This is a genomic window from Acinetobacter sp. NBRC 110496, assembly GCF_000876115.1.
Taxonomy (GTDB): Bacteria; Pseudomonadota; Gammaproteobacteria; order Pseudomonadales; family Moraxellaceae; genus Acinetobacter.
Genome location: NZ_BBTF01000002.1, coordinates 84,400 through 111,386, shown reverse-complemented (window position 1 = coordinate 111,386; position 26,987 = coordinate 84,400). Strand labels below are relative to the sequence as shown.

Below are 26,987 nucleotides of genomic sequence, written 5' to 3'. Positions count from 1 at the left end.
TTCATCAAAACAATTTAGTTATGAATGAATAGCCCAGCAAGGATTTGTCCTACTTCCAGTTTGGTATTGGCGGGGATACGGACCAGACTATTGGCCTGCATTAAATTACTCAACATATGCGATTGCTGTTTCGCCAAGCTTTGGAACTTGAGTTGCCCTTGATCAAAATAAGCCTGCATTCTTAAAAAACGTTCACGTGCATCCGATTTTAAATCATGAGTGAGCACACCGCTCAACCATTGCAAGGGCTGGCGTTGGTTTTGCAAGGCATCTAATAAAGCTTTGCCATAGACTTGCATACACACATACACCGCTGCTGGATTACCCGGTAAACCCAATAAATAGCAACTATGATCTTGATCTGTATACTCAGCAAAGAACAGTGGCTTACCCGGTTTTTGCTTCACTTTCCAGAAGATTTGTTCAAAACCCGTTTCAAAAGCGCATGGCCGAACAAAATCATAATCGCCAACGGAAACACCACCCGTGGTAATGATCAGATCATATTGCTGTTTTAGGCGCTCAAAACATTGCGTGACTTGCTCAGTCTCATCGGCAATATGCAAAATTTCCGCATCGATACCATAGTCTTGCAACCAAGCTTTTAATAATGGCCCATTGGCATCAAACACTTTCCCTGTCTGCAAATCTTCAGGCGTTTCTGCAACTTCATCCCCAGTAATGACCACAACCACTTTAGGTGATTGAAACACATCGATGCTTTGTACCCCAGCCATACTGAGTGCTGCAAGTGCACCAATATTGATGCGCTGCCCAACATCTGCCAGTGGCTGACCTCGTTGCACTTCTTCACCGACAAAACGGATATCCGCTTGCGCTGAAATATGTTCAGTCAATCGAATGGTTTGATTGGCTTCAATCGCGACGATTTCTTGCCGAGCAACATGTGTTGTTCCCTCAGGAGTTTTCCCACCAGTGAAAATACGAATTGCTTGCCCATCTTGGAGCTGATGCTCAGACTCACTGCCTGCCTTAATTTCACCCATCACGTCATATACCGTGTCCTGAAGCTTCTCAACAGAACTATTCAGGGCATAGCCATCCACTGCACTTTGCGAAAAACTCGGTAGATTGACATTGGAGTTGATCGATTTGGCGAGATAACGATTCAGTCCATCGGCTAAAGGCAATGTCTCAATTTTTAAAGCTTTAGGCTGGGTTTGCACCAATGCCAATGCTTCATCAATACTAATCAGACCTTTTTCGGCACCACATCCAGACATTATTCATAACCTCCCGGATGGGGTAGATCACGACAGACATCAAAAATATGCACCAGTGCAGGCAAAATTGCCGCCATGGATTCGCTTGCGCCGCCACGGCTTCCCGGTAAGGTCACCACCAATGAACGGTCAATAAACCCGGCAACACCGCGAGACATCGCCGCATAAGGTGTACGTTTTTGCCCAAATGAGCGTGCTGCCTCCATTAAGCCATCAAGTTTGCGCTCTAATAGTGGCTCTAGGGTATCCACGGTAATATCGCGCTTGCCAATACCTGTTCCACCTACTGTCATAATACAGGCATAAGATTTGGTCAGTTCCAGAACCAGATCTTTAAGCTGATCAGCTTCATCTGGCAAGATTTGATAATGAATTGGATCAAAGCCCGCTTCAGTCAAAGTTTCTACAACCGATTTACCTGCGGTGTCTGGTTTACGACCTGCTGCAACCGTATCTGACAGTACAATTACTGCCGCTGAAACAGGTTGACGTAAAGTGCGTTTAAAGTGTGATTTACCGCCTTTTTTCTTGAGCAATTTGCATTGATCCAGACACAGTTCTTCGGGCTCACAATGCGGCTTAAGCATGTCATACAGTGTTAAACCCGCTAGGCTTGCAGCGGTTAGCGCTTCCATTTCTACGCCTGTAGGGCCAATCGTCTCAACCGTCGTCAGAATCACCACATGATCATCATGTAGGTCATAATCAACATCGGCGCGGTAGATCGGTAATGGATGGCAGAGTGGAATCAACTCATCCGTACGTTTAGCCGCTAGAATCCCTGCAATACGAGCCGTTTTTAAGGCATCACCTTTTTCAGTATTGCCATCTCGGAGTAACTGAATGCAATGCGCAGGGGCATGTAAAATCGCTTGTGCTTCTGCAACACGATAACTCTCGGGTTTCATCCCAACATTTTTCATTTTAACTTCCTGACGCTTTATTCGTGTGTATGCTCATGGCTACAATTTTCATGGTGATGCTCGGGTAAATCCCTCTTTAATAAAGGGGGACTTAGGGGGATTTTCGCTTGAACATTATCGGTTTGATCTTTACGAATACAGCAACCTTCGACATATTGACTGGTTCCATCCATAAAAAATTCTTCTTTCCAGATCGGCACTTCATGTTTGACCCGCTCAACCGCCTCTTCACAGGCTTGAAAAGCTTCACGGCGATGTGCTGCGTAGGCTATGGCAATAATCGCCGTTTCACTGACATCCAAATAGCCAATCCGATGCATCACCCGAACATAAGAGACCTGATATTTTTCTTGGATTTGCTGTTCAATCTCACGAATCATTTTCTCAGCAACAGGTGTATAAGAGGTATATTTTAAAGCTTTAACTGCTTTACCTTCATGGTGATTGCGGACCGTGCCAATAAAAATATCAATCCCACCACATTCAGGAAAGGACTGAATCGGATCAACAGAATCAAGGCTTAAAGCCTGATCTTGTACTCTGGCAAATTCACGCATGTTTAACCTCCCGCTACAGGTGACAACAACACCAAGGTACAGGAAGTTTCTAAAGCGGTTTGGCGTGTAATAATATCTTCGCCTATCGCACAGGCACATTTTTCCATGGCATGATTTGCCTCTGGATAAAGCGTCACAATATGTGCCAATACATCTTTGACCATTCGGTCTGCTGCAAACTCAAATGCCAGTGGCTTTGGTAATAACCTTTCGATTGCCCCAAACGCTTCTATTTTAATCTCAATGGTTTGCATATGTTCTCCAGACCACTTTTATTTAACCACCCAGCATATGCATGCTGATTTTACGTGCTTGTTGATGCTGTAGTGCATGATAGCCTTTGGCCTTATGCCAAATATAAGGCTTAATTTTCTGATCAAGCTGTTGTAATGCGTGCTGTTTAATATCCGGATTGGACTGCTTAGCAGCTTCTAAATCAGTTTTGATATTAAGCCCTTGTTGCGCAAATAAACAGTTGTAGAGTTCACCCTGAGCGGTCAAGCGGATGCGATCACAATCGCCACAAAAAGAATGCGTGATGGTTGAAATGATGCCCAGTTGATATTGACCATCCAGTTGGTAGATCCGTGCAGGCTCATGCTGCTGTTGCAAGACTTGAATATCATAATAAGGTTTGAGCTGCGCTAGAATTTCAGCCTCACTCACCACCGCTTGATTGGTCCAATGCTGATCGCCATCCAGTGGCATAAACTCAATAAAACGTAATGGAATGTTATGCTGTTTTGCCCAGCATACCATCGGCAAAATCTGGTCATGGTTTTGACCCTGCATCAAAACACAATTGATTTTGAATGGAAGCCCTGCTTGTTTTGCTGCTTCAATACCATTCAATACAGGGCTAAGCTCTTTTTTAGTCAGTTGTTTAAATTGAATCGGGTCAAGACTATCCAGACTAATATTCAGATCATCCAAGCCCGCTTGCTTCAATTGTTCCGCATACTTCGCTAAATAATGACCATTGGTGGTGATTGAAATGCGTTTAAGTCCCAAAGCCCTGAAAGCTTGTAAATCCCGAATAAAATGCACCACACCTTGACGCATAAGGGGTTCCCCCCCTGTGATACGAATATTTTCAATCCCTTGTTGAACCATATATTTGCAAAATATTAATAAGGCTTCAAAACTCAGTAAATCGTGCTTTTTCATCCATTGCGGATGCTCAGGCATACAATAAACGCATTTAAAATTACAGCGATCCGTCACCGAAATCCGTAACTTACGCTTAATACGACCATACTGATCTTGCAAGATCGGTAAGCTCGTTTCAGGTCTCTCATGCTTCATCATACGCACTCATTTTGTGAATCTTTTACTGGGTTTAGCACAGCTTCTGTGCATCCTTGTTGTACGCATCACAGTGAATTATTTTTATAGCAATAATTATTCCAATCCCATAGCAACTTTATGATGATGTTACTTATTTAATTGAATCAGTCTGTTTCAATCTACAAAGAAAAATAGCGCCTGTCAGCATATTTTTGTTCAGTTTATATTGCACCCATTGCAAACATGATTTAAGCAACATGTAAGAATTTGGTGCATTTCAACAGAAATATCAATAGGCTAATGGTCTAAGTTGTGAGCCGCTCCAAACGTACAGGCACATATTTATGATAGGGTGTCTTGGACAATGGATCGCAATGTTGAGAAGAAGTAAGACGATTCAATTGTGGCCCAATCGGTTCTCCACCCCGATAGCGTAATCCATATCCATGCGGCAACGATACCACGCCTTTCCGCATGCCCTCATCAAGTTCAACCGTGACCTGAATCTTGCCATGCTCAGAAATACAGTGCAGCATCTGTCCTGTTTCGACCCCAAAAATCTGCGCATCCTCAGGATTGATCCTTAAACGCCCTTCTGCATCGACTTTATGCCAAGCAGGATCACGATAAATTTGATTGGCGTTATAACTACGACGTTCACCCGCGAGCAAAATAAAGGGATATGCATCAGTTAAAGTCAAAGACCGTTGTTTTAACTGAGCTAACTCGATAAACATTTCAGGAATTGCCAAACGAATTTTCTTATCTTTATAGGCGATCAATTCCCAAACATCGGCATAGTCATGTTGTGATAACACCACGCCTGAGCGTTGCTGCAAAATGTTCTGGAATAACTTAACACCTAGGTTTAAACGATTACCAACATAGCCTGCTTGTTTTACCGCTTGGTAATGTTGAGCTGCATATTGCATACATAAGGGTAATAGCAAGGCAGTTGATGCAGCATCATTCGGCAACGTTTTGCCTAAGGTTCGATATACAATTGACGCAGCATAGGGAATTAACTTTTTATTTTTCGCAAAACTGATACCTAGCGCACCGAAATAGGCAAGATACGCGGTATTGGCCGAATCTTTTTCTGCAATTTTACTCAACATCGGAAATTGTTTAGGAATGACCTGCATGGCTTCGAGCAGACGGGTATAGATTTCCGCTTCAGGCAGGCTATTACCTTGTGCCTTAAATAAGGGATGGCGTAAATGAAAGCCATTCTTCGGAAATTCCAGATTAAATCCTGTAAGTTCCCACTTTTCAAATTGACTATGTGCAGGTAACACATAATGCGCCATTCGTGCTGTTTCGGTCATGGCCACATCGACCACCACCAAGAGCTCTAAGGACTGAAAAGCCTGTTCATAAGCGGCAGTATCGGGATAGGTCAATAAGGGATTACAACTGTCCACAAACACCGCACGAACTCGCTTTTCCCCTGCTTTTATAATCTCATCAGGTAAAATATTCGGAGGAAAGAAGCCTGAAATCGGGAACATTTTATGATGTACGGTACGGCGATATTTAGGATTACGTTCATCGGTATTACTGAGGATTGGAATAAACATGGTATGCAGATTATTGCCGCCTTGTTGACCAAAATTCCCTGTGAGCAAATATAAAAGTTTTTCCAGATAACCATTTAAAGTGGTATTTAAGGTATGTTGAATACCGAGATCAATTCGGACACAAGCACGTTGTGCCTTGGCAAAATCACGCGCAATCTGATAAATCAGTTCTACGGAGACATCCGCTTTTTGGATATATTCTTCAATTGGAACCGCTAGAAAAGCTTGTTTAACCTGATCAAAGCCATGCGTATACTGCTGAATAAATTGCTGATCATACAGTTCTTCTTGCAATATAATTGCAATCATAGCGGACATCAGATAAGCATCACTCCCTGGTTTTAATTGCACATGGATATCAGCTTGTTTAGCGGTTTCAGTCACGCGTGGATCAAACACCACCATGGTCCGATTCGGATCTTTTTTAATATGTTTTAAAGTGTCTCGTGCATTTGGAATCCCATGCGCCTGAAAAGGATTAGTGCCAATAAACAGCACATAATCTGCATGCTCTACATCTTCGGTGGTATGACACGCTTGGCTGCCAAACAAACGACCATTGACCCAGAAATCGCCCGTTTTTTCCTGCGCCAAAGAATTATAGGAATAAAAACTTTTCATGGCATAGAGCAACTGACGACCATAAGCAGCACCTAAATGATTCCCCTGACCACCACCACCTACAGATGCAAAGGCAGTTCCGCCATGGTTATTTCGAATTTGTACAAGCTGCTCAGCAATTTCCTGAATGGCGTGTTCCCAGCTAATCTCTTTAAATGAACCATCTGCCTGACGTTTTAACGGTGAAGTTAAACGATCAGCATGTTGTTGGTAATGCTGCAAACGTGCGGCCTTCTGGCAGATATAGCCTTGCGAGAAAGGATGCTGATCATCACCTTTAATCTTCTTAAACTGGTTATCTTCAATTTCTACACTGAGTCCACAATTGCGTGAACACAAAATACAAGCTGTTACATCCTGTCTTGCTGCTGTAAGCGTCGTCATTGGTCTCACCTTATTATTTTATGAATATTGGCCCATTAAGCAGATTTGCCCTGCTGAACCAACAACACGGAGATACTTTTGTTCCTGCTCGGTACTGGTTTCCACGCGGTTATGCCCTGAAGGAAGTTTGACCGGTTTTAGGAAGCGGACATCAATTTGCTGAATCGGTTCTGGAAGAAATTCAAAACTACGTGCAAACACCCCAAAGCCATGCAGCACTTTTTGACCAAAGTTTGACAGTTTGGCTAATGGTGTAACCCAGTGAATCGGATTGAAGTCTCCTGTGAGTAAGGCAAATTTCAAACCATCATCTGAACGAGCCGACCATTCGCCAAGTGTATGCCAAAGCTTTGTGTCTGCGGTGTCCAAGCGCTTGGTTTTTTCAAAATGAGGCAGAATAAAAGCCATATGTAGTACCGCTTCCACCAGTTCAGGTTCAGCAATCGTACCTGTGGTAATTTGAACTGAAATACGCGCCAAACCATTACGCTCATCCACCTGTGCGATCTTGGCTTGAATCATGAGTTTTTCTGTTCTTGGAATCTTGCCATGAATTTTCAGGCTAACGCCCTGATTGATCACTTGACTCAATGGATAATGCGTTTGGAGCAATAATCGCGTCGTAAAGGATAGTCCCCATTGTGACACCATATGTGGTGGAATTGAGTCATGATATTTATCAGGCTCAGCGCCACTCCATTGGATGTAATGTTCGATTAAATCATGACTCGGCGCATCAATCACTTCATTAATCGATGCTAATGACTGCCAGTCAACTGGAGAAATCTTTGTTTTTTTAAGACTGCGTAAGCCTATTTTTCCAAGTCCGGCCAAAGTTGCCTGATGCTCAAATAAGAATTGCAATGGAATCTGTTGGTAACGAATCGCAAACATATGAAACTCCTGTTCCTTTTATTTTTCTCAGTTCTCAAACCATAGTTGGGTTAATTCTAGTCCTGATTAGACAAGCCTGATCTGGTCAAAAACCAATTAAGTTCCAAAATAGAACTCATTTAATTAAAGGTCAAGTACATTAACCAGAAATTAACAACAAATAATCAGGTAATGCTAAGGCCTATTTTCCAACCTTAAATTTTTACATGGAGCAACATCTCATAAGCCACTATTCTTTCATTTTCAGTGACCACATCAACTACTTTAAAATTATGTTTTTTATAGAAATTAAGCGCTGTCAAAGTAGACTCTAAAAATATCGTCTGAATATGATTAGTTTTGCAATACTCAATCAGATACTTTAAAAGCTTTTCACCAATGCCCTGATTTTGAAAACCAGGTAATATGTAATTTAGAAATAAATTCCCATGTCTAGACATACATATAAATCCAACCACTTTTCCTGAAAAGCAATATAAAAAACAAATATTATTGTTAATCCACTCACCTATATTCGCTTCAGTTTTATTTTCTAACCAATGCTGAATAATCGTGGCATCATCCCTATGATCAAGCGTACAAGAGAGAATACTTTGTTGTATAACGTTAACAACTTCAAGTGAATGTTCATTTGTCGCAGATACAATCACTACTCACCTCTTATCTATAATAAGATTTATGACTTTGACGGAGTTCACGATCAATACAACATCAATAATAAGTTTTCTAAACTGTACGAACCCACATTAATTTAAACTTTTTGAGTACCTGTATGCAATCAGATCAAATTCAAGACCTCGTAACACGCTACCCTATTGTTAAAGACCTGATTGAACTTAAAGAAAGCATCTGGTTTAACCCTGAGTTTACGACACTTGAACAGGGCTTGCCCTATGTGGGTCTTAATCAATCTGATATTGATGATGCCCGTGACCGCTTAGCACGTTTTGCCCCCTACTTGATGGCTGTCTTTCCAGAAACGCTTGCAACTCAAGGCATTATTGAATCGGAACTAAGCACAATCCCAAATATGCAACAGTCGCTTGAAATGTGCTTCGATCAGAAAATTACAGGCAAACTCTGGCTGAAAAAAGACAGCCATCTTCCAATTTCGGGATCAATTAAAGCACGTGGTGGTATTTATGAAGTGCTTTATCGGGCTGAGCAACTTGCACTACAAGCCAATCTGCTTAGCGTTGAAGATGATTACACAAAGCTAGACAGCCCCGAATTTAGAGATTTTTTTAGTCAATACTGCATCGCGGTCGGTTCTACAGGCAATCTAGGACTTTCGATTGGCATTATGAGCGCAAAATTAGGCTTTGATGTGACTGTGCATATGTCAGCCGATGCCCGCCAATGGAAAAAAGACAAGTTACGCGCTCATGGTGTAACGGTAATTGAATACGAGCAAGATTATGGTGTTGCAGTAGAGGCTGGCCGAAAAGCAGCATTAGAAAATCCAGATTGTTTTTTTATTGATGATGAAAATTCCAAAACATTATTCTTAGGCTATGCCGTTGCGGGTGAACGTTTAAAAAAACAATTGGATCAACAGCATATTATTGTCGATCAAGATCATCCTTTATTTGTTTATTTACCCTGTGGTGTGGGTGGTGGACCGGGTGGTGTCGCTTTTGGCTTAAAAATGGCCTTTGGCGATCATGTGCATTGTATCTTTGCCGAACCCACCCATTCGCCTTGTATGTTACTTGGTGTAGCCACTGGTTTACATGATGAAATTTCCGTTCAGGATATTGGCATTGACAATATTACCGCGGCAGATGGTCTCGCTGTGGGCCGTGCTTCAGGTTTTGTCGGCCGTGCCATGCAACGCTTATTAGATGCTTTTTATACACTGGATGATCAAACCATGTATCGCTTACTAGGAATGCTTAACCAGTCTGAAAATCTACAACTCGAACCTTCTGCACTCGCAGGGATGTTAGGCCCAATTCTCGTGAGCAAACATCAAGCTTATATAAACTTGCATCAATTTACTCAACAGCAGTTACAACATGCCAATCATATTGTATGGGCAACGGGTGGCGGAATGGTTCCTGTAGAAGAAATGCAAAATTATTTAGCGAAAGCATAAACATCGCCTAGCCCAATCCGTAGAATAAACAGAGAAGTGGCATTTCTCTGTTTTCTTTTCCATCAGCTCAGATTTACTTCCGACTTTGGCTGGATCATTATTTTTAAATGTCTAAAGAAATGATGCATATTGGTTGCCCATGTGCTCATATCACGATGCGCAATCAGATAGGTATTGATCTGAGCTGTGGCTGAATCGATGGGATGAATTTTCACACTTTGAGCAAAATGGGATTGCTGTACATAGCTCATCGGCAAAATTGCGAGGCCAACACCTAGACTGACACAGCTGATAATGCCATCTAGACTACCCATTTCAATCACATTGGCTGCGGGCAAATGATGGACAGATAAGAACTGATCAATGGCTTTGCGATAACTACAGCCTTGCTTAAAGGCAATGAACCTCTTTTGAATCAGATCCTCATTTGTAAGTCGTTCAGGTGCATGTGTTGAGGAAATCAGCACCAATTGCTCAGTCCATACATGTAAATTAAACATCCCATCAATCGGTGCATGATGTGCTACAAAGGCACAATCGAGCTTGGATGCACTTACTAAATCAATTAAATCTCGTGTGGGTGCAGTCAATAATACAAAAGGAAAATCTGGACTGTGCTGTTGTAAATCGCGGAATAATGATGGCAGTCGAACTGCTGCCGTGGTTTCCATACTGCCGATTTGCAAAGGCAGATTGGCTGCAAGATGATGATTGGAAAAACTATCCAACAGCTCTTTTGTAGATGCAGCATTTTTTCAGCATAACCATACAACTGCTGCCCAACTCTGGTGAGTTGAATTGGATTCTGCCGATGTAGCAATTCGACATTCAATTCTGTTTCCAGTTTTTTGATATGACTGGTGACATTGGATTGTACCGTATAAAGCGATTTTGCTGCCTCGGAAAAACTCCCTAGCTTCACTACCATCATAAAAATTTCTAAAGACTTAATCTGCATCGCCATCACTATTAGAGATAGTTGGTATCAATTCAAATCATTTTACATGATTCATGACACTTGTTTAAATATTCCTTGATTTCTCAAAACTCAAAGATGATTTAAATAATGAGTGGTTCTAAACTTCTATTTTTGATCTGTATTTTAAGTTTCTTTAGCTATGGACTTTATTTACTGGACTACAAATTTCTTGCCAAGGCACCACCTCTAGAACACATGCGTCATAGCGACTAAGGGTTGGAGTAAACCCGCCATGACAGATCTGGGAAAAAACAACAACAGCTCACTACAATCAGCAATCTGTGCCGCGCTGGTTATGGCGATTGGCATGGGTTTCGGACGCTTTGCGTTTACTGCGGTCTACCCGCATATGATTGATGAAGGTATCGTCAATCTACAGCAGGCCAGTTTGGCTGCTTCTGCAAACTATGCAGGCTATCTGTTCGGTGCTTTATTTGCGGTCAAGATTAAATCACAGCAGAGCTATCTCAGTAGTATTATTGCCACAGTGGGTACCGCACTTTGTCTGATTCTGCTCAGTTGTATTAATACGATTAGCCTAATTATCTTGATTCGTGGTCTGGCGGGCATTTTTAGCGCCTTTGCCATGGTGTCAGCCTCATTATGGCTGCTTGAACAGCAGAGACAAACACATCAAGCCCCTATTTTATATGCTGGGGTTGGGCTCGGGATTGCACTCTCTGCCGAGCTTTTGGTTTTTGGTACGCATCTGGGTTGGCACAGCAAAATACTGTGGTTATTGCTCGGTATATCCAGTTTGGTTCTTGGCTGCATCGCAATGTTTGGTTTATCGCGAGCTCAACCCAATGCGATTTCAGCTCAAGATACATTCAAGACCAATAGGAAAATCCCCCATGCCTACGCTTTGATTATCATTTATGCCTTGGCGGGTTTTGGCTACATCATTACCGCAACCTATTTACCATTGTTAGTCAAAAATGCACTTCCCAATATTGATGCAGCACAAATCTGGGCAATCTTTGGCTTGGGTGCGATTCCTTCCTGTTTTTTCTGGCATCGTCTCCATCAAAGTTTTGGTACACAAGTCGCCTTATCCTCAAACTTAGGTTTACAGGCTTTCGGTGTAGTCTTGCCAATTATTCTACCAACAACTTTGGGTTATTTGCTCAGTGCATTTTTGGTCGGGGCAACCTGTATGGGTACTGTCACAATTGCCATGCCCATCGCACAGCGAATCGCCCGTCAAACACAAAATAATTTAATTGCCCTGATGACAGTTGTCTATGGCATAGGTCAAATCATTGGCCCAATGGTGTCAAACGCTTTATTTTCTATTCATCATACCTTCAACAGTTCATTACTTGTTGCGTGTTGTGCTTTATTAATTGCTACAGCAATCAGCCTAAAAGCGGCCTAATTGAATGGTATAAGTTAAGCAGAGATTAGTCTGAAAACATTTGCTTAAAGTTTTTCATTTGTTTGTATTGTTGCAATTCATCTAAAGAGTTAATGCTATGACAGAATAGACTTTGTTTTTGAAAATGTGCAACTTGAGCATTTAGTTGCTTGAAACAGTCTCGTAAGCTTAAGCGATCCTTATCAATCGCTTGTTCCAGCACAGGCAAACTGCTCCGCTTGAGCAAACAAAATGGATATAACGCATCTCCATTGATATTGACATAAGCCACTTGAGCCAGCGGCTGCTTTTGCAAAGCACGATGCAGTTTAAACACAACCTGATTGGGAATATAGGTCACATCACAAGGAATAAATAAAGCATAGTCGGCTTGCAAATGTAACCATGCACTTTTCATCCCCATCAATGGGCCTAGAAAACCCAGCTGATCATCGGCATAGCATTGAATATCAGGTTCAATTTGTTGGTAAATCGTGCAATCTCGATGGCTATTGACCCAAATATCTTGTACGTCTGCTCTTAACTTTGCACAGATCTTTGAAAGCTGAATCTGATCATCAAATTGTTGAAGTAACTTATTTACGCCATTCATACGGCGTGCTTGCCCTCCCGCCAAAATTACCAGATCTGTAGCAGGATATTCTGTATTCATGCTTCTGCCTCCAATTGACAGGTTTTAATCAGACCACGAATCTCAGGTAAACAAGAACCGCAATTGCCGCCTGCTTTTAAACAGGCTGTAACTTGTTTTTCATGAGTAATCTTTTGTGTTTTAATGGCTTCGATAATCTTATTTTTACCCACTTTAAAGCAACTGCAGACCAAGGGTCCATCAGTATTTGCAGCAGACATCGGCATCCCTGCCAGCAAGGCTTTACGATGCATGGCACTTAATCGTTCGCGTTTAAATAGACTCGCCACCCAATCCCGATCGGGTAATAGATCAGCAGGTGCGATATATAAACTGGCAATCAGAATACCCTCTTTTAAAATTACACTATGACTGAGCTGCGATGAAATATCTTCCAGACTTAACCATTCATAGGTTTCATCGACAAAAGGCAAAAAGCTTTTCAGATTGTTTTGAGTTTGATCAAGACTCTGACGGTCGGCAAGTTCATAACGAATGGCTTTTGTCGTTTTAATCTTGGCCCACCACGCACAATTTTGCAATGAAGCTTTAATCTGATGTTCAAAGCCTTCACGCACATACAGCACGCCTTGCCATGTGGTATGGAATGGCTGAACGGCCACAGGGGTATGTTTAAATTCAGGCTCACCAGAAATCGCATCCACCACAGGATTGACCACTTTGCCAATGCGTGCATCAGAGGCCACCTGCTCAGTCCAATGAATTGGTGCAAAGATTTGACCACGGCGTACACCTTGTGCCAAGGTCACGCGCAGCACACAACGCCCCCATTGTGAGCGAACCTCCACCAAAGCTTTATCACGAATACCAAATTTTAACGCATCATTCGGGTGAATCTCACAAAATGGTTCAGCCCGATGTGTGGTGAGATTTGCCGATAAACCCGTGCGGGTCATGCTATGCCACTGATCACGAATCCGTCCCGTATTTAGTACCAATGGATAATCTTCAGAGATGGTATGCACTGGATCAATGGCAACAGTTGGAATCAGTTTGGCTCTTTTATTTTTATGGCTAAAACTGCCTCGATCAAATAGCTGCTGCACCGCAACACTTTGACCTTTCTCCCAGACTGGCCATTGGATTGGGCGCAGATGGTTATATTCATCCAGACTTAAATTCATTAAGCCTTTTAAATTGAAATAACGGAAATTTTCAACTTGGTCACGTTGATCGACACTGGCATTTTGATAAGCTGATAAAGCCGCATGTTCATTAAAAATGTCACAGGCATGATTAAAATCAAAACCAGTAAAACCGAGTTTTTTTGCAACCTCAGCCACCGCCCACCAATCGGCTTTGGCTTGCTTTGGCGGAGTTAAAAAGGCACGTTGCCGTGAAATACGGCGTTCAGAATTGGTGACTGTGCCATCTTTTTCCCCCCAACCCAGCGCGGGTAACAATACATCTGCATAAGCCGTGGTATCGGTATCTGCACAAATATCAGAGACCACGACAAACTCACATTTTTCTAAGGCACGTTTGACTTGATCTGCATTGGGTAAGCTCACCACAGGATTGGTGGCCATAATCCAGATCGCTTTGATTTTGTCACTCTCTACCGCTTGGAATAAATCCACTGCTTTTAAACCTGCTTGCTTGGCAATCACTGGGCTATTCCAAAAATCTTGTACCAGTTTTTGATGTGAAGGATTGTCCAGATCCAGATGTGCAGCCAACATATTGGCCAGTCCGCCAACCTCTCGACCGCCCATGGCATTGGGTTGACCGGTCATTGAAAATGGCGCTGCCCCTAATTTGCCAATTTTTCCCGTCAGTAAATGACAGTTGATAATGCTATTGGCTTTATTGACTCCTTGAGAAGATTGATTAACCCCCATCGAAAATAAGGTGATCACTTTTTCTGTTTGCGCAAATTTATCAAAAAAAAGTTGTAATTTTTCTGCGGAAATTCCTGTACGTTTCACTAATGTGGCAAAGTCATGTTCACCTTTACTCGCCGCTAACAGCTCGACTAAACCTTCGGTCTGGGTCTCGACAAAATGATGATCAGTATAATCATGATGGTAAAGATATTGAGACAAGCCATTAAATAAAGCCACATCCTGACCCGGCAAGATCGGTAAATGTAAATCTGCTTGCTCGCAGGTACTGGTAAAACGAGGATCGACCACCACCACAAATAAATCTGGATTTTGAGTTTTCGCCTGCATGATGCGTTGATACAGCACGGGATGACACCAAGCGGTGTTAGAACCCACCAGAACCACCATGTCAGTATGTTCAAAATCCTCATAACTAGCAGGCACAATATCCTCACCAAAGGCACGTTTATGTGCTGCAACCGCAGATGACATACATAAGCGTGAATTGGTATCAATATTGGCGGTGCCCAAATAGCCTTTAACAAACTTGTTCACTACATAATAATCTTCGGTCAGTAACTGACCTGAGACATAGAAAGCGATACTGTCTGCTCCATACTGGTCAATACAGGCTTGAAACTGGTCTGCAATTTTCTCGATGGCTTGATCCCATGTCGTCACTTGACGATGGTTTTTACGGCCAAATATCGGGTGCAAGACACGAGTTTCCAAGCCTAATGTATCCGCCAAGTTGCTGCCTTTAATACACAGTCGTCCAAAGTTGGAAGGATGATCCAGATCACCCGCAACTTGTACCGTCATGCCATGCGCTTTATGTTGCACACTAACATCCACACCACAGCCAACCCCACAATAGGGACATGTCGTTTTTGTAATGATTGTTCCTGCCTGATCGGAGCGACTGTGTTCTAGATTTTGAATACTGTTCATGACTGCCCCTTTTACCTAGTTAATCTTTTTAAAGATGCGTACTCTCGGGAGTCTTACCGAGTTTTCATCTTATTTTCAGGCTAAGCCTTCGGCTCGACCTACTTTTCTTTTGGGAAAAGTAGGCAAAACCATTGTCATCTGCAAAACCTGTTCTCTTCTGTCACCTATTTAGGTTCATCGCAGAAACATTTCTTACAAAAACCATGCAGGTTGCAGATGACTTTTCCGAGTATCAAACTACTTACATAGGAATTTAATCTCTTAGAAATATTACCCTGCCTTTTTCATTGCAAAGTCCTTACCAAATAGCAGCTTATTTCTAAAGGTAGAAATTGGCGTTTGATCAGCAATCAACTCGGCATACCACATCCCATCTTCTGTATCACCAAATAGAACCGCACCAATCACTTTATCTTTCTGGATAATGATACGTTTATAAATTTGACGTTTATCATCATTCAGGATGATGTCTTCATAATCTTCTTTCGGCTCAAAGTTCCCAGCAGAGAACACATCAACACCACTGACTTTTAACTGGGTTGGTACCGTCGGTGATTTAAAGGTTAAGCTGCCATGTTCAGCCAAATGCGTTGCACAAATAAAGGCTTGTCCCCATAACGGCTCAACCAGACCAAAAGTTTGATTACGATGTTCGATGCATTCACCCACGGCATAGATACTTGGGTCAAAAGTTTGCATGGTGTCATTCACCAAGATGCCACGGTTACAACGCAGTCCTGCACGTTGAGCCAAAGCAATATTCGGACGAATCCCAACCGCAAAAATCACCAAATCCGCATCCAATAGTGTTCCATCTTGAAGTCGGACTTGACTGACATGACCATCTTCGCCAATCAACGCTTCGGTATTGGCTTCCGTGATGATATTGATACCCTTTTGCTCAATGCTCTGACGCAACATACGGCTGGCACGTCCATCCAACTGACGTTCCATAATGCGATCCATCAGGTGTAGAACTGTCACATTCATTCCGCGTTGTTTCAGTCCATACGCCGCTTCCAGACCCAGCAAGCCACCACCAATCACCACCGCATTTTTTTTGCTTTCGCAATATTTGATCATGGTGTTGACATCATAAATATCACGGAAGCTAATCACACCTTGTAAATCCACACCTTGCACAGGGGGAATAAACGGTGATGAACCAGTCGCAATAATCAAACGATCATAATCAACACTTTCACCTTTCTCGGTATGCACCACTTTGCGGGTACGATCAATCTTGATCGCGGGATCATTGGCAATAAATTGAATCCCTTTATCGCGGTACCATGCATGTGGATGCAGCATGATGTCATCAATAGTTTTTTCGCCTGAAAGTACTGGTGATAACATGATACGGTTGTAGTTACCCCAAGGTTCCTCACCAATCACCGTGACGTCATAACGATCTGGTGCCATATCCAGTAGGTCCTCCAAACAACGCATACCTGCCAGACCATTACCAATCAGCACCAATTTCAGCTTTTCTTGCGCAGCGCCATTGTTGGTAATATAGGTTTTTTGCGGAACAGACCCGACCCAAACCCGACCATTTTCAATTTTGGTTGGGAAAACCAAGAGCTTTTGATCTTTATCTTCCAGGCAGCGCCCCGTCGCCAAACTAAAATGTTGTTTGTAAATCGGCGATGCAATCACACGTTCACCTTGTAAATCACCGATGATGCCGCGACACATCACATTGGCTTGGCTGAATGGATCTTTATTACTTAAAGCATAAATGCGTTTTTCATGCCCGACACGGAACAGAGCAACCGATTGACCTCCAATCAGCGCCCCCACACCTGTATTTGGTGTGATGTCATCCAGCCCACACACCTCAACCCATTGATCGTCTCGCAGCATATCCATATTCTTTAAACTAGTCATTTAAGTTCTCCTTATGCTTCAACCATGGGGATGCGATCGACTGAACGTTCAGCCTCATTCAAAGGGCGAATCTGATCACGGACTTGGGTAAACTGAATATGTGGATCGGCCTGCTCCTCGGCACTGGCATTGATATAGGTTTGGAAACGTTTGCGGATTTCAGGATTTTCCACCGCAGTGCGCCATTCATCTTGATAAGTACCGATCACATGGCGCATACGGCTTTCGAGTTCTTCGGCTAATCCTAAGAAATCATCCACAATCACGGCTTTGAGATAATCCAGACCACCTTCCATATTGTCACGCCAGACACTGGTACGCTGTAAACGATCTGCGGTTTGGATATAGAACATAAAGAAGCGGTCGATATAACGGATCAAGGTTTGCGTATCGAGATCTGATGCCAATAATTCAGCATGGCGCGGTTTCATGCCGCCATTGCCACAGACATACAGATTCCAGCCTTTCTCAGTTGCAATCACCCCGACATCTTTACCTTGCGCTTCGGCACATTCACGGGTACAACCTGACACTGCCATTTTCAGTTTATGCGGTGAACGTAAGCCTTTATAACGATTCTCTAATTCAATCGCCAAGCCCACAGAATCATCGACCCCATAACGACACCATGTACTACCGACACATGATTTCACGGTACGTAATGATTTACCGTACGCATGACCAGATTCAAAACCAGCTGCATTGAGCTCTTCCCAAATAAACGGCAGTTGATGGATTTGCGCACCAAATAAGTCAACCCGTTGTCCGCCCGTGATTTTAGTATATAGATTATATTTCTTGGCGATTTGACCCACGGCGATTAAGCCATCAGGTGTGACTTCCCCGCCTGCCATACGTGGTACAACCGAGTAAGAACCATCTTTTTGAATATTGCCCAAGTAGTAATCATTACTGTCTTGTAGACCCGCATGGCTTGGTTCAAGTACAAAATCATTCCAGCATGATGCCAAAATATTAGCCGCCATGGGCTTACAAATATCACAGCCTAAACCATGACCATGTTGATGAATCAAATCATCAAAAGTCTTGATTTCATTGACACGAACCAAGTGATAAATCTCTTGGCGTGAATATGGAAAATGTTCGCAGACATGGTTATTGACTGTTACGCCTTGGCGTTGCAGCTCGGACTTTAACACTTGCGTCACTAAAGGCGCACAGCCACCACAGGCTGTTGCCGCTTTAGTACATTTTTTCAAAGCACCGAGTGAGGTTGAACCATCACAAATCGCTTGGCAAATATCGGCTTTAGAGACATTGTTACATGAACAAATGGTAGCACTGTCCGGCAATAAATCGACACCACTACCACCTGCCTTCGCACCTGATTCGGCAAAGCCGGGCATGATCAAGCTTTCAGGGCTTTCTGGTAGTGCCAGCCCATTCAGCATCATTTGTAATAGGTCATTGTATTCTTTAGCATCACCAACCAAGATCGCACCGAGCAACTTGGTTTTATCTGCATCAACCACGATCTTTTTATAAACCAAGCTATCTTCATCAGCATAAAAATAGCTGAGCGAGTTTGGCGTCATGCCATGCGCATCACCTACGGATGCCACATCAACGCCCATCAACTTCAACTTGGTACTCATATCTGCACCCGCGAAACAATGAGTTTCTTCGGCTAGGATATGTTTTGCAGCAATACGTGCCATGTCATAACCCGGCGCGACCAGACCGTAGATTTTATTCTCCCAGAGCGCACATTCACCAATCGCATAAATATGTGAATCTGAGGTTTGGCAGTAATCATTAATTTTAATCCCGCCACGCTCACCAAGCACTAAGCCACTGACACGCGCTAATTCATCACGTGGGCGAATCCCCACCGAAAATAAAATAATGTCGGTTTCCAGCTCGCTACCATCGGCAAACTTCATGACATGCGTTGCACTGTCACCCGCTTCAATACATTGTGTGGCTTTTTGGGTATGGACTTTGACCCCAAGATTTTCAATTTTACGGCGCAATACTTTACCGCCAAGATCATCAACTTGTACTGCCATCAAGCGTGGTGCAAACTCGACCACATGCGTTTGCAGATTCAAATCATGCAAGGCTTTGGCTGCTTCCAAACCCAATAAGCCGCCACCAATCACCACACCCGTCTTCGCATTCAGACTTGCTGCACGAATGGCATCCAAGTCTTCGATGGTACGATAGACAAAACAGTTTTCACGGTCATTGCCTGAGATTGGCGGGACAAAGGCATATGAACCTGTTGCTAAGACCAATTTGTCATAATGAATCACATCACCGAAATTGGTGGTCACCGTTTGCTCAGCCGCATTAATTTCCACCGCTTTGGTGTTCAGTCTGAGGTCGATACCATGTGCATCCGCGAAATCAAAACGTGCCAGCGATAAGTCTTTGGCAGATTTACCTGAGAAATATTCAGTCAAATGAACACGGTCATAGGCAATACGTGGTTCTTCAGCGAGAATGGTAATTTCCAGTTCATCGTCCGCTTTCTCCAAGATGGCTTCGATGAATTTATGTCCGACCATACCGTGACCAATCATCACTAATTTCATTGTTCTTCTCCCAAAATTTGATGAATGATTAAGCTGCGCTACTTTGTTCTGTGCCACGTTCTAAAACAGCCTGTTCAAACAAGCGTTGTTCTTTTTCTTTATGCTCAACTGAGAATCGGATCAACATTACAGAAGCTGCGGTAAAGACCACCAAACCGCCTAAGACCATTAAACAGGTTTGGATGTCCACCATGCCTTTGAGCAAGAATCCTGCCGCGACTGCACCGACATTACCGCCTGCACCAATAATCCCAGCGACACCACCAAGTGCATCACGATCAATAAATGGGACTAGCGCATAAGTCGCACCGCATGCCATATGGGTAAATAATGCAAAGATGGTCATACTGAGGATTGCCAACGCCACACCATTCATTTGAGAAAATAGCATCAGGAATAAACCTTCACCCAAAATCAGCAGGAATAAAACTTTCGTACGGCCATCAAGACCTTTTTTAAGTGCAACCCGATCTGAGACGATGCCGCCAAGTGCACGAGCAAATAACGCCAGCAAACCAAAAACCCCTGCTGCCATTCCCGCTTCTTTTAAACCGAAGTTAAAGTGCTCAACGTAATACATCGCAATAATGTTATGCATGAAAATCTCAATGCCAAAACATGCAGCATATGAGCCAAATAAGATCCAGACACGATAGTTACGTGCAGCATGCATTAAGATTGCAAGCCCGCCTTTTTTATCATTTCCGACTACAACACCTTGGGCACGGAGTTCTTTAAAATTTCCTTGCGGGCTGTCTTGAGTGAGTTTCCAATAAAGAATACCGACGATCACCATCATCACACCCGGTACCAGCAGCGCAATTCTCCACCCCATGGCTTGTTCAACGCCAAACATCACCAAGGCAGATAGCAGCAAAGGCATCAAGGCTTGTGTTGCACCTCCACCCGCGTTGCCCCAACCTGCCGATGCAGCATTTGCAGTGCCAACGACATTCGGAGCAAACATAATGCTGGTATGGTATTGAGTGATGACAAAGCTCGCACCAATTGCACCAATCAGCAGACGAAAGAACAAAAAGGATTCATAACTATTTGCAGCAGCAACACCAAATACAGGAATACTGCCAATCAGTAATAGCGTGGTATAAGTTTTTCGCGGACCATACTTATCACACAGCGGTCCAACGATTAAGCGAACAACAATGGTGATTGCAACAGCGGCAATATTGATATTGGCGATTTGATCTTTGGTTAAATGGAACTCGCCTGCAATTACAGGCATTAAAGGTGCGCAGGCAAACCAAGCAAAGAAACAGACAAAGAATGCCAACCAACTCATGTGGAAGGCCCGCATTGCGGGTACAGAGAAATTAAATAACTTAATTGAAGTCGCTTTTTTAGCGGATAAATCTAAAGACATAGCCATCTCCCATACTGAACCTATCTTGTTTTGTTGACACATCAGGTTGTGTCAACAAATCGATCAGATCGGACATCGTTGGCCGTCTATAACTTTATAAGTCATCTTTGACTCAGTAGAGAATTAGCAATTGCCGTGCCAAGTGGCTGCAACCCTAGAAAAAAAACATATTCAATTGTTTTTAATTATTTTTTATCTTATCAACGTTAGATGACTGAACTTTTATACCGCTATACACACTGAATGACCTGTTTTGAAGCATTGTCTGCCCTGCTTCAAAACAATTCCTTTTTCGCACCAATACTGCACACCACTACTTTTTTAGCATCCTCCCTGATTTTTCATTTCCTCCATCCATCAGCAACAGTACAATAGCAGCGATCAACTATCGACTCAGACTGTATTTGAGTTATAAAAACTATTTTACTGGCACTCTTTTTGCTTCAAAAACAAGACTGATTCACATTCAACAAGATATGTATAGACCAACCGTTTGACCTTATATACTTATGCCGCAACTCAAGATCGCACTTATTGATGACGACCAGGCTCGGGCTGAATACTTAAAAGCATGTTTGATCGAACATGGCTTTGATGTTGTTGCTTGCTTTACCCTAGATCACTTCAATATTTTTAAACTCGAGCACCTTCAAGCCGATGTCATTCTGCTTGATATGGATCACCCGCATCGCGATGTGATTGAAAGTTGTGTCAGCAGCTTTGATCTCCCCACTGTTCTGTTCACCAAAAATACAGATAAGGAAACCATAAAACAGACCATTGATGCAGGTATTACCGCATATATCGTGGATGGTATTGAACCCAGCCGGTTGCATACCATTTTGGAAATTTCAATTGAACAATATAAAAAACATAAAAAGTTAAAATGTGATCTAAAAGATGCGCAAACCAAACTTGCGGATCGTAAAGACATCGAAAAAGCCAAAGTGCTATTAATGCACTTGCATGGACTACCTGAAGATACTGCATTCCAGTTACTTAGAAAAAATGCCATGAGCCATCGTATGACTATTGGAGAAATGGCTCGCCGATTACTTGATGCTCAACAACTTTTGAACAACCAGCTAAAGGATGAATAGATGCCCCATTTAGTCGCGTTAGAAAAAGTAGAAAAAACAACATTACAGCTGGGCTATATCCCATTATTGGATTGCATTGCTTTGCTTTGGGCAAAACACCGCGGTTTTTTTGATGAGCTTGGTTTAAATGTCAACTTAGTTAAAGAAGCATCTTGGGCAAGCTTACGCGATCGTTTAGCCTTCGGCTTACTCGATGCCGCACATTGCCTGTCTGCCATGCTGCCAGCAGCAGCGGTCGGAACGGATCAAATTGGCATTCCACTCCAGACCCCTTTAGTGTTAAGCGAAAATCGCGCTTTCATTAGTTTGAGCCAGAAATTGTGTTATGCACTCAATATCCAGAAACAAGACTCGGCAGAAAGCTCGGCAAAGAAAATAACCAACTATATTCATCACAATCAAAATATTTCTTTCGCTCATGTCTTTCAACATTCCATTCATCATTATTGTCTTAGAGAATGGCTGACGTTGGCCGACCCAAAACTCGCTCAATCGATTCAATTAAGAACCCTACCGCCACCTTATATGGTTGAAGCCATGAGCAATCATTTCATTGATGGATTTTGCGTGGGCGAGCCGTGGAATACTCAAGCAGAGCTCGAAGGACTCAGCCATATGATCTGCTCTAGCCAACAGATTATCCCAAATGTCGCAGATAAAGTTTTGGCCGTCACACAAGAATGGGCCAAACAAAACCCCAAAACACTGATTGCTTTAACCCGTGCTATTGCGAAAGCCCAACAAGAGCTACAGCAACTTGAAGACTTTAGTGCTGTATGGCAATTGCTGATCGAGTTTAATGTGATCCAATTCCAGTGCTCATCAGATATCCACGTAGAGAAATATTTCACCATCCAAAACATTATTCGTCATTTTGTACAAGGCAATGCTGAACCAAAAGCAAAAGATTTTGAGTGGCTATTTCAACAGATGTATAAATGGAGCGGTGCTGACCACACCACTCAGGCTTATACCGAACAAGCACGGGCCTGCCTGCTGCTTGAAACCCATCAAGCGGCTGTCAGTCAGTTATAAAAGAATAAGATAAAAAAAAGCTGCTTTAATATCCCAAAGCAGCTTTGAAAGACCCATAAGAGCCTACGCCAATCAAATGTAAGCTCTTAAGTACTGTTAATATTATTTAAAAAACAGATATCTTTATCGGACATTTTTATGTCATTAACTGCCATCTCTAATATGAAAATTCATCATTTCTGCCAACTGCTGCACGGAGCGTAATGATCAATCCACAATCATCTCCCCCTACTCCAAGTAGGCAGTTCTCATAAGGAAACCCACTAAAGTCACAGCACAAAAAAACAAATATGCACATCCACACCTTTTCGATTTTCATATTTCAAACAGTAAAATTCAAAACCAATAAAAACAATAACTTAAAACCACAAAAAGACATTTTTAAGCCAGTTCATCTACCCTCCTTCTTATCGTTTTCTAGAAATCCAGATCCAGTAAATCCACAAAAAACAAAACAATTTGACTCCCGAGTTACACAAATCTCATGAACGAAATGGGGTAATTCAGTTTAAAATGTCTAAAACTTAAATTACGCTAAATTTTGTCATATTTTAACATTGCCAATTCCTTGCAAAGTTTTCATTATATGCACCATGCTTGGTATGCAAATTTCTTCATCAATTAAAACAAATTATAAAAAACTTGCAGAATTTTGTGCCATAATAAGCAAACTTTGCAGACATCTTGCAAAAAATATTTGCAGTTTTAGAATTGGAGCAGGCTGAATGAGCTCAACCATTTTGGTGATTCACGGACCGAATTTAAATTTGCTGGGAAAGCGCGAACCAGAAGTCTACGGTTATCTCAGTTTAGATGATATTAACCAGCAACTCACTGCTCAGGCTAAACATGCATCAGTTACACTAGATACTTTTCAAAGCAACTGGGAAGGTGCGATTGTCGATCGCATTCATCAGGCACAAATTGAGGGTGTGAAATTTATTATTATCAACCCTGCTGCCTTGACACATACATCAGTTGCTTTACGCGATGCCTTACTCGGTGTTGCCATCCCATTTATTGAGGTTCATTTGTCAAATGTTCACGCTCGTGAATCATTCCGTCATCACTCATATTTATCAGATAAAGCCATTGGCGTAATTTGTGGCTTAGGTGCAAAGGGTTATTCCTTTGCACTCGATTACGCTATCGAAAAAATTCAATCTTCTAACTAATTTTAAACACATTAGGAATGCTCACTCATGGATATCCGTAAAATCAAGAAACTCATCGACCTGATGATAGAATCTGACTTACAAGCGATTGAAGTTAAGGAAGGTGACCAATCCATCTCATTAACTCGCCCGACTCCTGTTTATGCAACCGCAGCAGCTGTTGCAGCAGCGCCGGCAGCTTCTGCACCTGTTGCAACAGCTGCAAAAACTCCTCGTGGTGCAGTTGAAACATCACCGATGGTTGGTGTGTTCTACGCTGCACCTAACCCAGGTGAAGCGCCATTTGTTAATGTAGGTCAAACCGTTTCAGCGGGTGAAACGCTTGGTATTATTGAAGCAATGAAAATCATGAACCCAATTGAAGCAACCAAGAGCGGTGTCATTGAAGAAATTTTAGTGAAAAATGGTGAAGTGATCCAATTCGGTCAACCACTTTTCCGCTACCGTGCTTAATAAGTTTGGGGATTCCTATGTTGCAAAAAGTATTAATTGCAAACCGTGGTGAAATCGCTTTACGAATTACTCGGGCTTGTAAAACTCTTGGCATTAAAACTGTCGGTATCTATTCAGATGCAGACAAAGATCTAATGCACTTACGCTTTGTTGACGAAGCAGTATGTATTGGACCAGGTGCAAGTAGTGAAAGCTATTTAAATATTCCTGCAATTATTACTGCTGCGGAAATTACAGGTGCGGATGCCATCCACCCTGGTTATGGCTTCCTTTCTGAAAATGCAGAATTTGCAGAGATCGTAGAAAGTTCAGGATTTATTTTTATTGGTCCACGTCCAGAACATATCCGCCTGATGGGGAATAAAGTTTCTGCGATTATTGCGATGAAAAAATCAGGTGTACCGACTGTACCCGGTTGTGATCACGCCGTGACCATTAATAATGCACTTGCAGAAGCCAAAGAGATCGGCTTTCCATTGATCGTAAAAGCTGCTTCTGGCGGTGGCGGTCGTGGTATGCGTATCGTAGAACGTGTCGACACGCTACTTGAATCTGTTCAAGCCGCACAGCGTGATGCTGAAATGTGGTTTGGCGATGATACTGTGTATATGGAACGTTTCTTACAGAAACCTCGCCATGTCGAAGTACAAGTGTTAGGTGATGGCAACGGCCATGCCATTCACTTATATGATCGTGACTGTTCTTTACAACGTCGCCATCAAAAAGTGTTAGAAGAAGCGCCTGCACCGAACCTCCCAGAACAAGCACGTGCCGATATTCTTGAAGCCTGCGTCAATGCATGTAAATTAATGCAATATCGTGGCGCTGGAACATTCGAGTTTTTATTTGAAGAAGGTGAATTCTTCTTTATCGAAATGAATACTCGTGTTCAGGTAGAACATCCCGTGACCGAGATGGTTACAGGTGTTGATATTATCGAACAGCAACTTCGTATTGCGGCTGGTTTAGGTTTAGCACTTGAACAAGAGCAAATCGAAGTAAAAGGCCATGCCATTGAATGCCGTATCAATGCAGAAGATCCAACGACCTTCTTGCCTTCACCAGGTAAAATTGAAAGTTTCTATGCACCTGGTGGCGCTGGAATTCGTTTAGACTCTCATATTTATCAAGGTTATAGCATTCCTCCTTACTATGACTCAATGATTGCAAAATTGATTTCTCATGGTAAAGATCGCGAGACTTCTCTGGCTCGCATGCGCCAAGCTTTAGATGAAATGATTTTGACTGGAATCAAAACCAATATTCCATTGCATAAAGATTTAATCTTGCAAGATAAAAACTTCTGCGAACAGGCAATGGATATTCACTATCTTGAAAAGCATTTGCTCAAGCAGCTTGAGCCTAAAACTGAAAAAGCCTAAATAAAAAAGCCTCTTAAATAAGAGGCTTTTTTATTTCCAGATCTCTTTTAGGGTAAAACACGGCGTAACGTTGCAAAACACTTATCACCTTTTTCGCTAGCACAAAAATCGATGGTCGAATCATTTGCCCATTTCACGAAATATTGGGACACCTCACCTGTCTGATCTTCCTTCTGACCTGAACAATCCGTTTCATTATTGTCATATTTAATCTGTAGAATCAGCGCTGGTAATCGTTCTTTATGATCTTCTGATGGCTGATAATCGTATAAGCCATAAGACCACTCTTGACCACTTTTGATCACGACATCACTGGCACCACGGAAATTATAGTACTCGACACATTTTTTATTATTGGGAATTTCCATTCCCCATAATCCCATGATTTCAGGGCGAGTCGTGACACGAATCGCATTCGCTTTAGCTACTTGTGGCGGTGTTACCGTTGCTTTGTTATTTACGACCGTCTCTGCCATAGTCCATGTTGAGCAAGCCCATAATAATCCAATAATATAAATATTTTTCATAGATTTAATTAAGTCGTCATCTAAAACGGTGCATAAGCTTAAATTAGCATATTTTTGGATAAAAGCATGCATTCATAACCATATAAACACAATATTTTTGCCATGTAATTTA

The 26,987-nt window shown here is 42.4% G+C and carries 21 protein-coding genes and 1 pseudogene; 7 read left to right on the top strand and 15 right to left on the bottom strand.

The features are described from left to right. Positions 1-14 precede the first annotated feature (14 nt). The 8 genes from Aba26S_RS01765 to Aba26S_RS01730 all read right to left on the bottom strand — a co-directional run bounded on the left by Aba26S_RS01765 (position 15) and on the right by Aba26S_RS01730 (position 8,140). A complete protein-coding gene (locus Aba26S_RS01765; protein ID WP_043969871.1) occupies positions 15-1,244 on the bottom strand; it encodes a molybdopterin molybdotransferase MoeA in 1,230 nt (409 codons plus the stop codon). Beyond that, positions 1,244-2,167 (bottom strand): bifunctional molybdenum cofactor biosynthesis protein MoaC/MoaB, encoded by a 924-nt coding sequence (gene moaCB, locus Aba26S_RS01760; RefSeq protein ID WP_005241260.1) that lies wholly within the window; start codon positions 2,165-2,167, stop codon positions 1,244-1,246. The genes Aba26S_RS01765 and moaCB overlap by 1 nt, the downstream gene beginning before the upstream one ends. 17 nt (positions 2,168-2,184) lie before the next feature. After that, positions 2,185-2,724 carry a molybdenum cofactor biosynthesis protein MoaE gene (locus Aba26S_RS01755; protein WP_043969870.1) on the bottom strand — a complete coding sequence of 180 codons (540 nt, stop codon included), beginning with the start codon at positions 2,722-2,724 and terminating at the stop codon, positions 2,185-2,187. A 2-nt stretch (positions 2,725-2,726) separates the two neighbouring features. Then, positions 2,727-2,978: a MoaD/ThiS family protein gene (locus tag Aba26S_RS01750; protein WP_043969869.1), complete on the bottom strand. Its 252-nt coding sequence runs from the start codon at positions 2,976-2,978 to the stop codon at positions 2,727-2,729. Between the two features lie 22 nt (positions 2,979-3,000). Next, positions 3,001-4,038, bottom strand: coding sequence for a GTP 3',8-cyclase MoaA (gene moaA / locus Aba26S_RS01745; RefSeq protein ID WP_370538950.1), 1,038 nt, complete (start codon positions 4,036-4,038; stop codon positions 3,001-3,003). Positions 4,039-4,316: 278 nt separating this feature from the next. Further along, complete coding sequence (locus tag Aba26S_RS01740; RefSeq protein ID WP_043969867.1) at positions 4,317-6,596, bottom strand: molybdopterin-dependent oxidoreductase; 2,280 nt, start codon at positions 6,594-6,596, stop codon at positions 4,317-4,319. 18 nt (positions 6,597-6,614) lie between these two features. Next, on the bottom strand, positions 6,615-7,490 hold the full coding sequence (locus Aba26S_RS01735; RefSeq protein ID WP_043969866.1) for a MaoC/PaaZ C-terminal domain-containing protein: 876 nt from the start codon (positions 7,488-7,490) through the stop codon (positions 6,615-6,617). A 194-nt stretch (positions 7,491-7,684) separates the two neighbouring features. After that, positions 7,685-8,140 (bottom strand): GNAT family N-acetyltransferase, encoded by a 456-nt coding sequence (locus Aba26S_RS01730; protein WP_043969865.1) that lies wholly within the window; start codon positions 8,138-8,140, stop codon positions 7,685-7,687. Positions 8,141-8,262: 122 nt separating this feature from the next. On the opposite strand from Aba26S_RS01730, the gene Aba26S_RS01725 reads away from it, so the two are divergent. Beyond that, a complete protein-coding gene (locus tag Aba26S_RS01725) occupies positions 8,263-9,588 on the top strand; it encodes a D-serine ammonia-lyase (RefSeq protein ID WP_043969864.1) in 1,326 nt (441 codons plus the stop codon). A gap of 62 nt (positions 9,589-9,650) precedes the next feature. Here the strand turns inward: Aba26S_RS01725 and Aba26S_RS01720 are convergent. Next, positions 9,651-10,552: pseudogene (locus Aba26S_RS01720) on the bottom strand (LysR family transcriptional regulator). Between the two features lie 247 nt (positions 10,553-10,799). Here Aba26S_RS01720 and Aba26S_RS01715 point away from each other — a divergent pair. Then, on the top strand, positions 10,800-11,945 hold the full coding sequence (locus tag Aba26S_RS01715) for a YbfB/YjiJ family MFS transporter (protein WP_043969863.1): 1,146 nt from the start codon (positions 10,800-10,802) through the stop codon (positions 11,943-11,945). Positions 11,946-11,970: 25 nt separating this feature from the next. On the opposite strand, the gene Aba26S_RS01710 is transcribed toward Aba26S_RS01715, so the two are convergent. The 5 genes from Aba26S_RS01710 to Aba26S_RS01690 form a co-directional block, all read right to left on the bottom strand. Further along, entirely contained in the window at positions 11,971-12,597 is a 627-nt protein-coding gene (locus Aba26S_RS01710) for a molybdenum cofactor guanylyltransferase (RefSeq protein ID WP_043969862.1), read from the bottom strand. Continuing rightward, a complete protein-coding gene (locus tag Aba26S_RS01705; RefSeq protein WP_043969861.1) occupies positions 12,594-15,374 on the bottom strand; it encodes a nitrate reductase in 2,781 nt (926 codons plus the stop codon). The genes Aba26S_RS01710 and Aba26S_RS01705 overlap by 4 nt, the downstream gene beginning before the upstream one ends. 270 nt (positions 15,375-15,644) lie before the next feature. Further along, positions 15,645-17,264, bottom strand: a complete 1,620-nt coding sequence (gene nirD / locus Aba26S_RS01700; protein WP_043969860.1) for a nitrite reductase small subunit NirD — start codon at positions 17,262-17,264, stop codon at positions 15,645-15,647. Between the two features lie 11 nt (positions 17,265-17,275). After that, positions 17,276-19,822: a nitrite reductase large subunit NirB gene (gene nirB / locus Aba26S_RS01695; protein WP_043969859.1), complete on the bottom strand. Its 2,547-nt coding sequence runs from the start codon at positions 19,820-19,822 to the stop codon at positions 17,276-17,278. A gap of 28 nt (positions 19,823-19,850) precedes the next feature. Next, positions 19,851-21,203 carry an MFS transporter gene (locus Aba26S_RS01690; protein ID WP_005270876.1) on the bottom strand — a complete coding sequence of 451 codons (1,353 nt, stop codon included), beginning with the start codon at positions 21,201-21,203 and terminating at the stop codon, positions 19,851-19,853. A gap of 509 nt (positions 21,204-21,712) precedes the next feature. Here Aba26S_RS01690 and Aba26S_RS01685 point away from each other — a divergent pair. The 5 genes from Aba26S_RS01685 to accC all read left to right on the top strand — a co-directional run bounded on the left by Aba26S_RS01685 (position 21,713) and on the right by accC (position 26,348). Beyond that, complete coding sequence (locus tag Aba26S_RS01685) at positions 21,713-22,303, top strand: ANTAR domain-containing response regulator (RefSeq protein ID WP_043969858.1); 591 nt, start codon at positions 21,713-21,715, stop codon at positions 22,301-22,303. After that, complete coding sequence (locus Aba26S_RS01680; protein ID WP_043969857.1) at positions 22,304-23,338, top strand: ABC transporter substrate-binding protein; 1,035 nt, start codon at positions 22,304-22,306, stop codon at positions 23,336-23,338. A gap of 725 nt (positions 23,339-24,063) precedes the next feature. Beyond that, positions 24,064-24,513 carry a type II 3-dehydroquinate dehydratase gene (aroQ, locus tag Aba26S_RS01675; protein WP_005241233.1) on the top strand — a complete coding sequence of 150 codons (450 nt, stop codon included), beginning with the start codon at positions 24,064-24,066 and terminating at the stop codon, positions 24,511-24,513. 27 nt (positions 24,514-24,540) lie between these two features. Beyond that, positions 24,541-24,966, top strand: a complete 426-nt coding sequence (gene accB, locus Aba26S_RS01670; RefSeq protein WP_005241231.1) for an acetyl-CoA carboxylase biotin carboxyl carrier protein — start codon at positions 24,541-24,543, stop codon at positions 24,964-24,966. 17 nt (positions 24,967-24,983) lie between these two features. Further along, positions 24,984-26,348, top strand: a complete 1,365-nt coding sequence (accC, locus tag Aba26S_RS01665) for an acetyl-CoA carboxylase biotin carboxylase subunit (RefSeq protein ID WP_043969856.1) — start codon at positions 24,984-24,986, stop codon at positions 26,346-26,348. A 47-nt stretch (positions 26,349-26,395) separates the two neighbouring features. Here accC and Aba26S_RS01660 read toward each other — a convergent pair whose 3' ends face one another. Then, positions 26,396-26,875, bottom strand: coding sequence for a hypothetical protein (locus Aba26S_RS01660; RefSeq protein WP_026040133.1), 480 nt, complete (start codon positions 26,873-26,875; stop codon positions 26,396-26,398). Positions 26,876-26,987 lie beyond the last annotated feature (112 nt).

Excerpts from the sequence above, each read along its gene's own strand:
- Aba26S_RS01710 (WP_043969862.1), bottom strand. The coding sequence starts at position 12,597 with ATGAATACAGAATATCCTGCTACAGATCTGGTAATTTTGGCGGGAGGG.
- nirD (WP_043969860.1), bottom strand. The coding sequence starts at position 17,264 with ATGACTAGTTTAAAGAATATGGATATGCTGCGAGACGATCAATGGGTT.
- Aba26S_RS01660 (WP_026040133.1), bottom strand. The coding sequence starts at position 26,875 with ATGAAAAATATTTATATTATTGGATTATTATGGGCTTGCTCAACATGG.
- moaCB (WP_005241260.1), bottom strand. The coding sequence starts at position 2,167 with ATGAAAAATGTTGGGATGAAACCCGAGAGTTATCGTGTTGCAGAAGCA.
- Aba26S_RS01725 (WP_043969864.1), top strand. The coding sequence starts at position 8,263 with ATGCAATCAGATCAAATTCAAGACCTCGTAACACGCTACCCTATTGTT.
- nirB (WP_043969859.1), bottom strand. The coding sequence starts at position 19,822 with ATGAAATTAGTGATGATTGGTCACGGTATGGTCGGACATAAATTCATC.
- Aba26S_RS01735 (WP_043969866.1), bottom strand. The coding sequence starts at position 7,490 with ATGTTTGCGATTCGTTACCAACAGATTCCATTGCAATTCTTATTTGAG.
- Aba26S_RS01685 (WP_043969858.1), top strand. The coding sequence starts at position 21,713 with ATGCCGCAACTCAAGATCGCACTTATTGATGACGACCAGGCTCGGGCT.
- Aba26S_RS01715 (WP_043969863.1), top strand. The coding sequence starts at position 10,800 with ATGACAGATCTGGGAAAAAACAACAACAGCTCACTACAATCAGCAATC.
- Aba26S_RS01765 (WP_043969871.1), bottom strand. The coding sequence starts at position 1,244 with ATGTCTGGATGTGGTGCCGAAAAAGGTCTGATTAGTATTGATGAAGCA.
- Aba26S_RS01680 (WP_043969857.1), top strand. The coding sequence starts at position 22,304 with ATGCCCCATTTAGTCGCGTTAGAAAAAGTAGAAAAAACAACATTACAG.
- Aba26S_RS01705 (WP_043969861.1), bottom strand. The coding sequence starts at position 15,374 with ATGAACAGTATTCAAAATCTAGAACACAGTCGCTCCGATCAGGCAGGA.
- Aba26S_RS01750 (WP_043969869.1), bottom strand. The coding sequence starts at position 2,978 with ATGCAAACCATTGAGATTAAAATAGAAGCGTTTGGGGCAATCGAAAGG.
- Aba26S_RS01690 (WP_005270876.1), bottom strand. The coding sequence starts at position 21,203 with ATGTCTTTAGATTTATCCGCTAAAAAAGCGACTTCAATTAAGTTATTT.
- Aba26S_RS01755 (WP_043969870.1), bottom strand. The coding sequence starts at position 2,724 with ATGCGTGAATTTGCCAGAGTACAAGATCAGGCTTTAAGCCTTGATTCT.
- Aba26S_RS01740 (WP_043969867.1), bottom strand. The coding sequence starts at position 6,596 with ATGACGACGCTTACAGCAGCAAGACAGGATGTAACAGCTTGTATTTTG.
- accB (WP_005241231.1), top strand. The coding sequence starts at position 24,541 with ATGGATATCCGTAAAATCAAGAAACTCATCGACCTGATGATAGAATCT.
- aroQ (WP_005241233.1), top strand. The coding sequence starts at position 24,064 with ATGAGCTCAACCATTTTGGTGATTCACGGACCGAATTTAAATTTGCTG.
- accC (WP_043969856.1), top strand. The coding sequence starts at position 24,984 with ATGTTGCAAAAAGTATTAATTGCAAACCGTGGTGAAATCGCTTTACGA.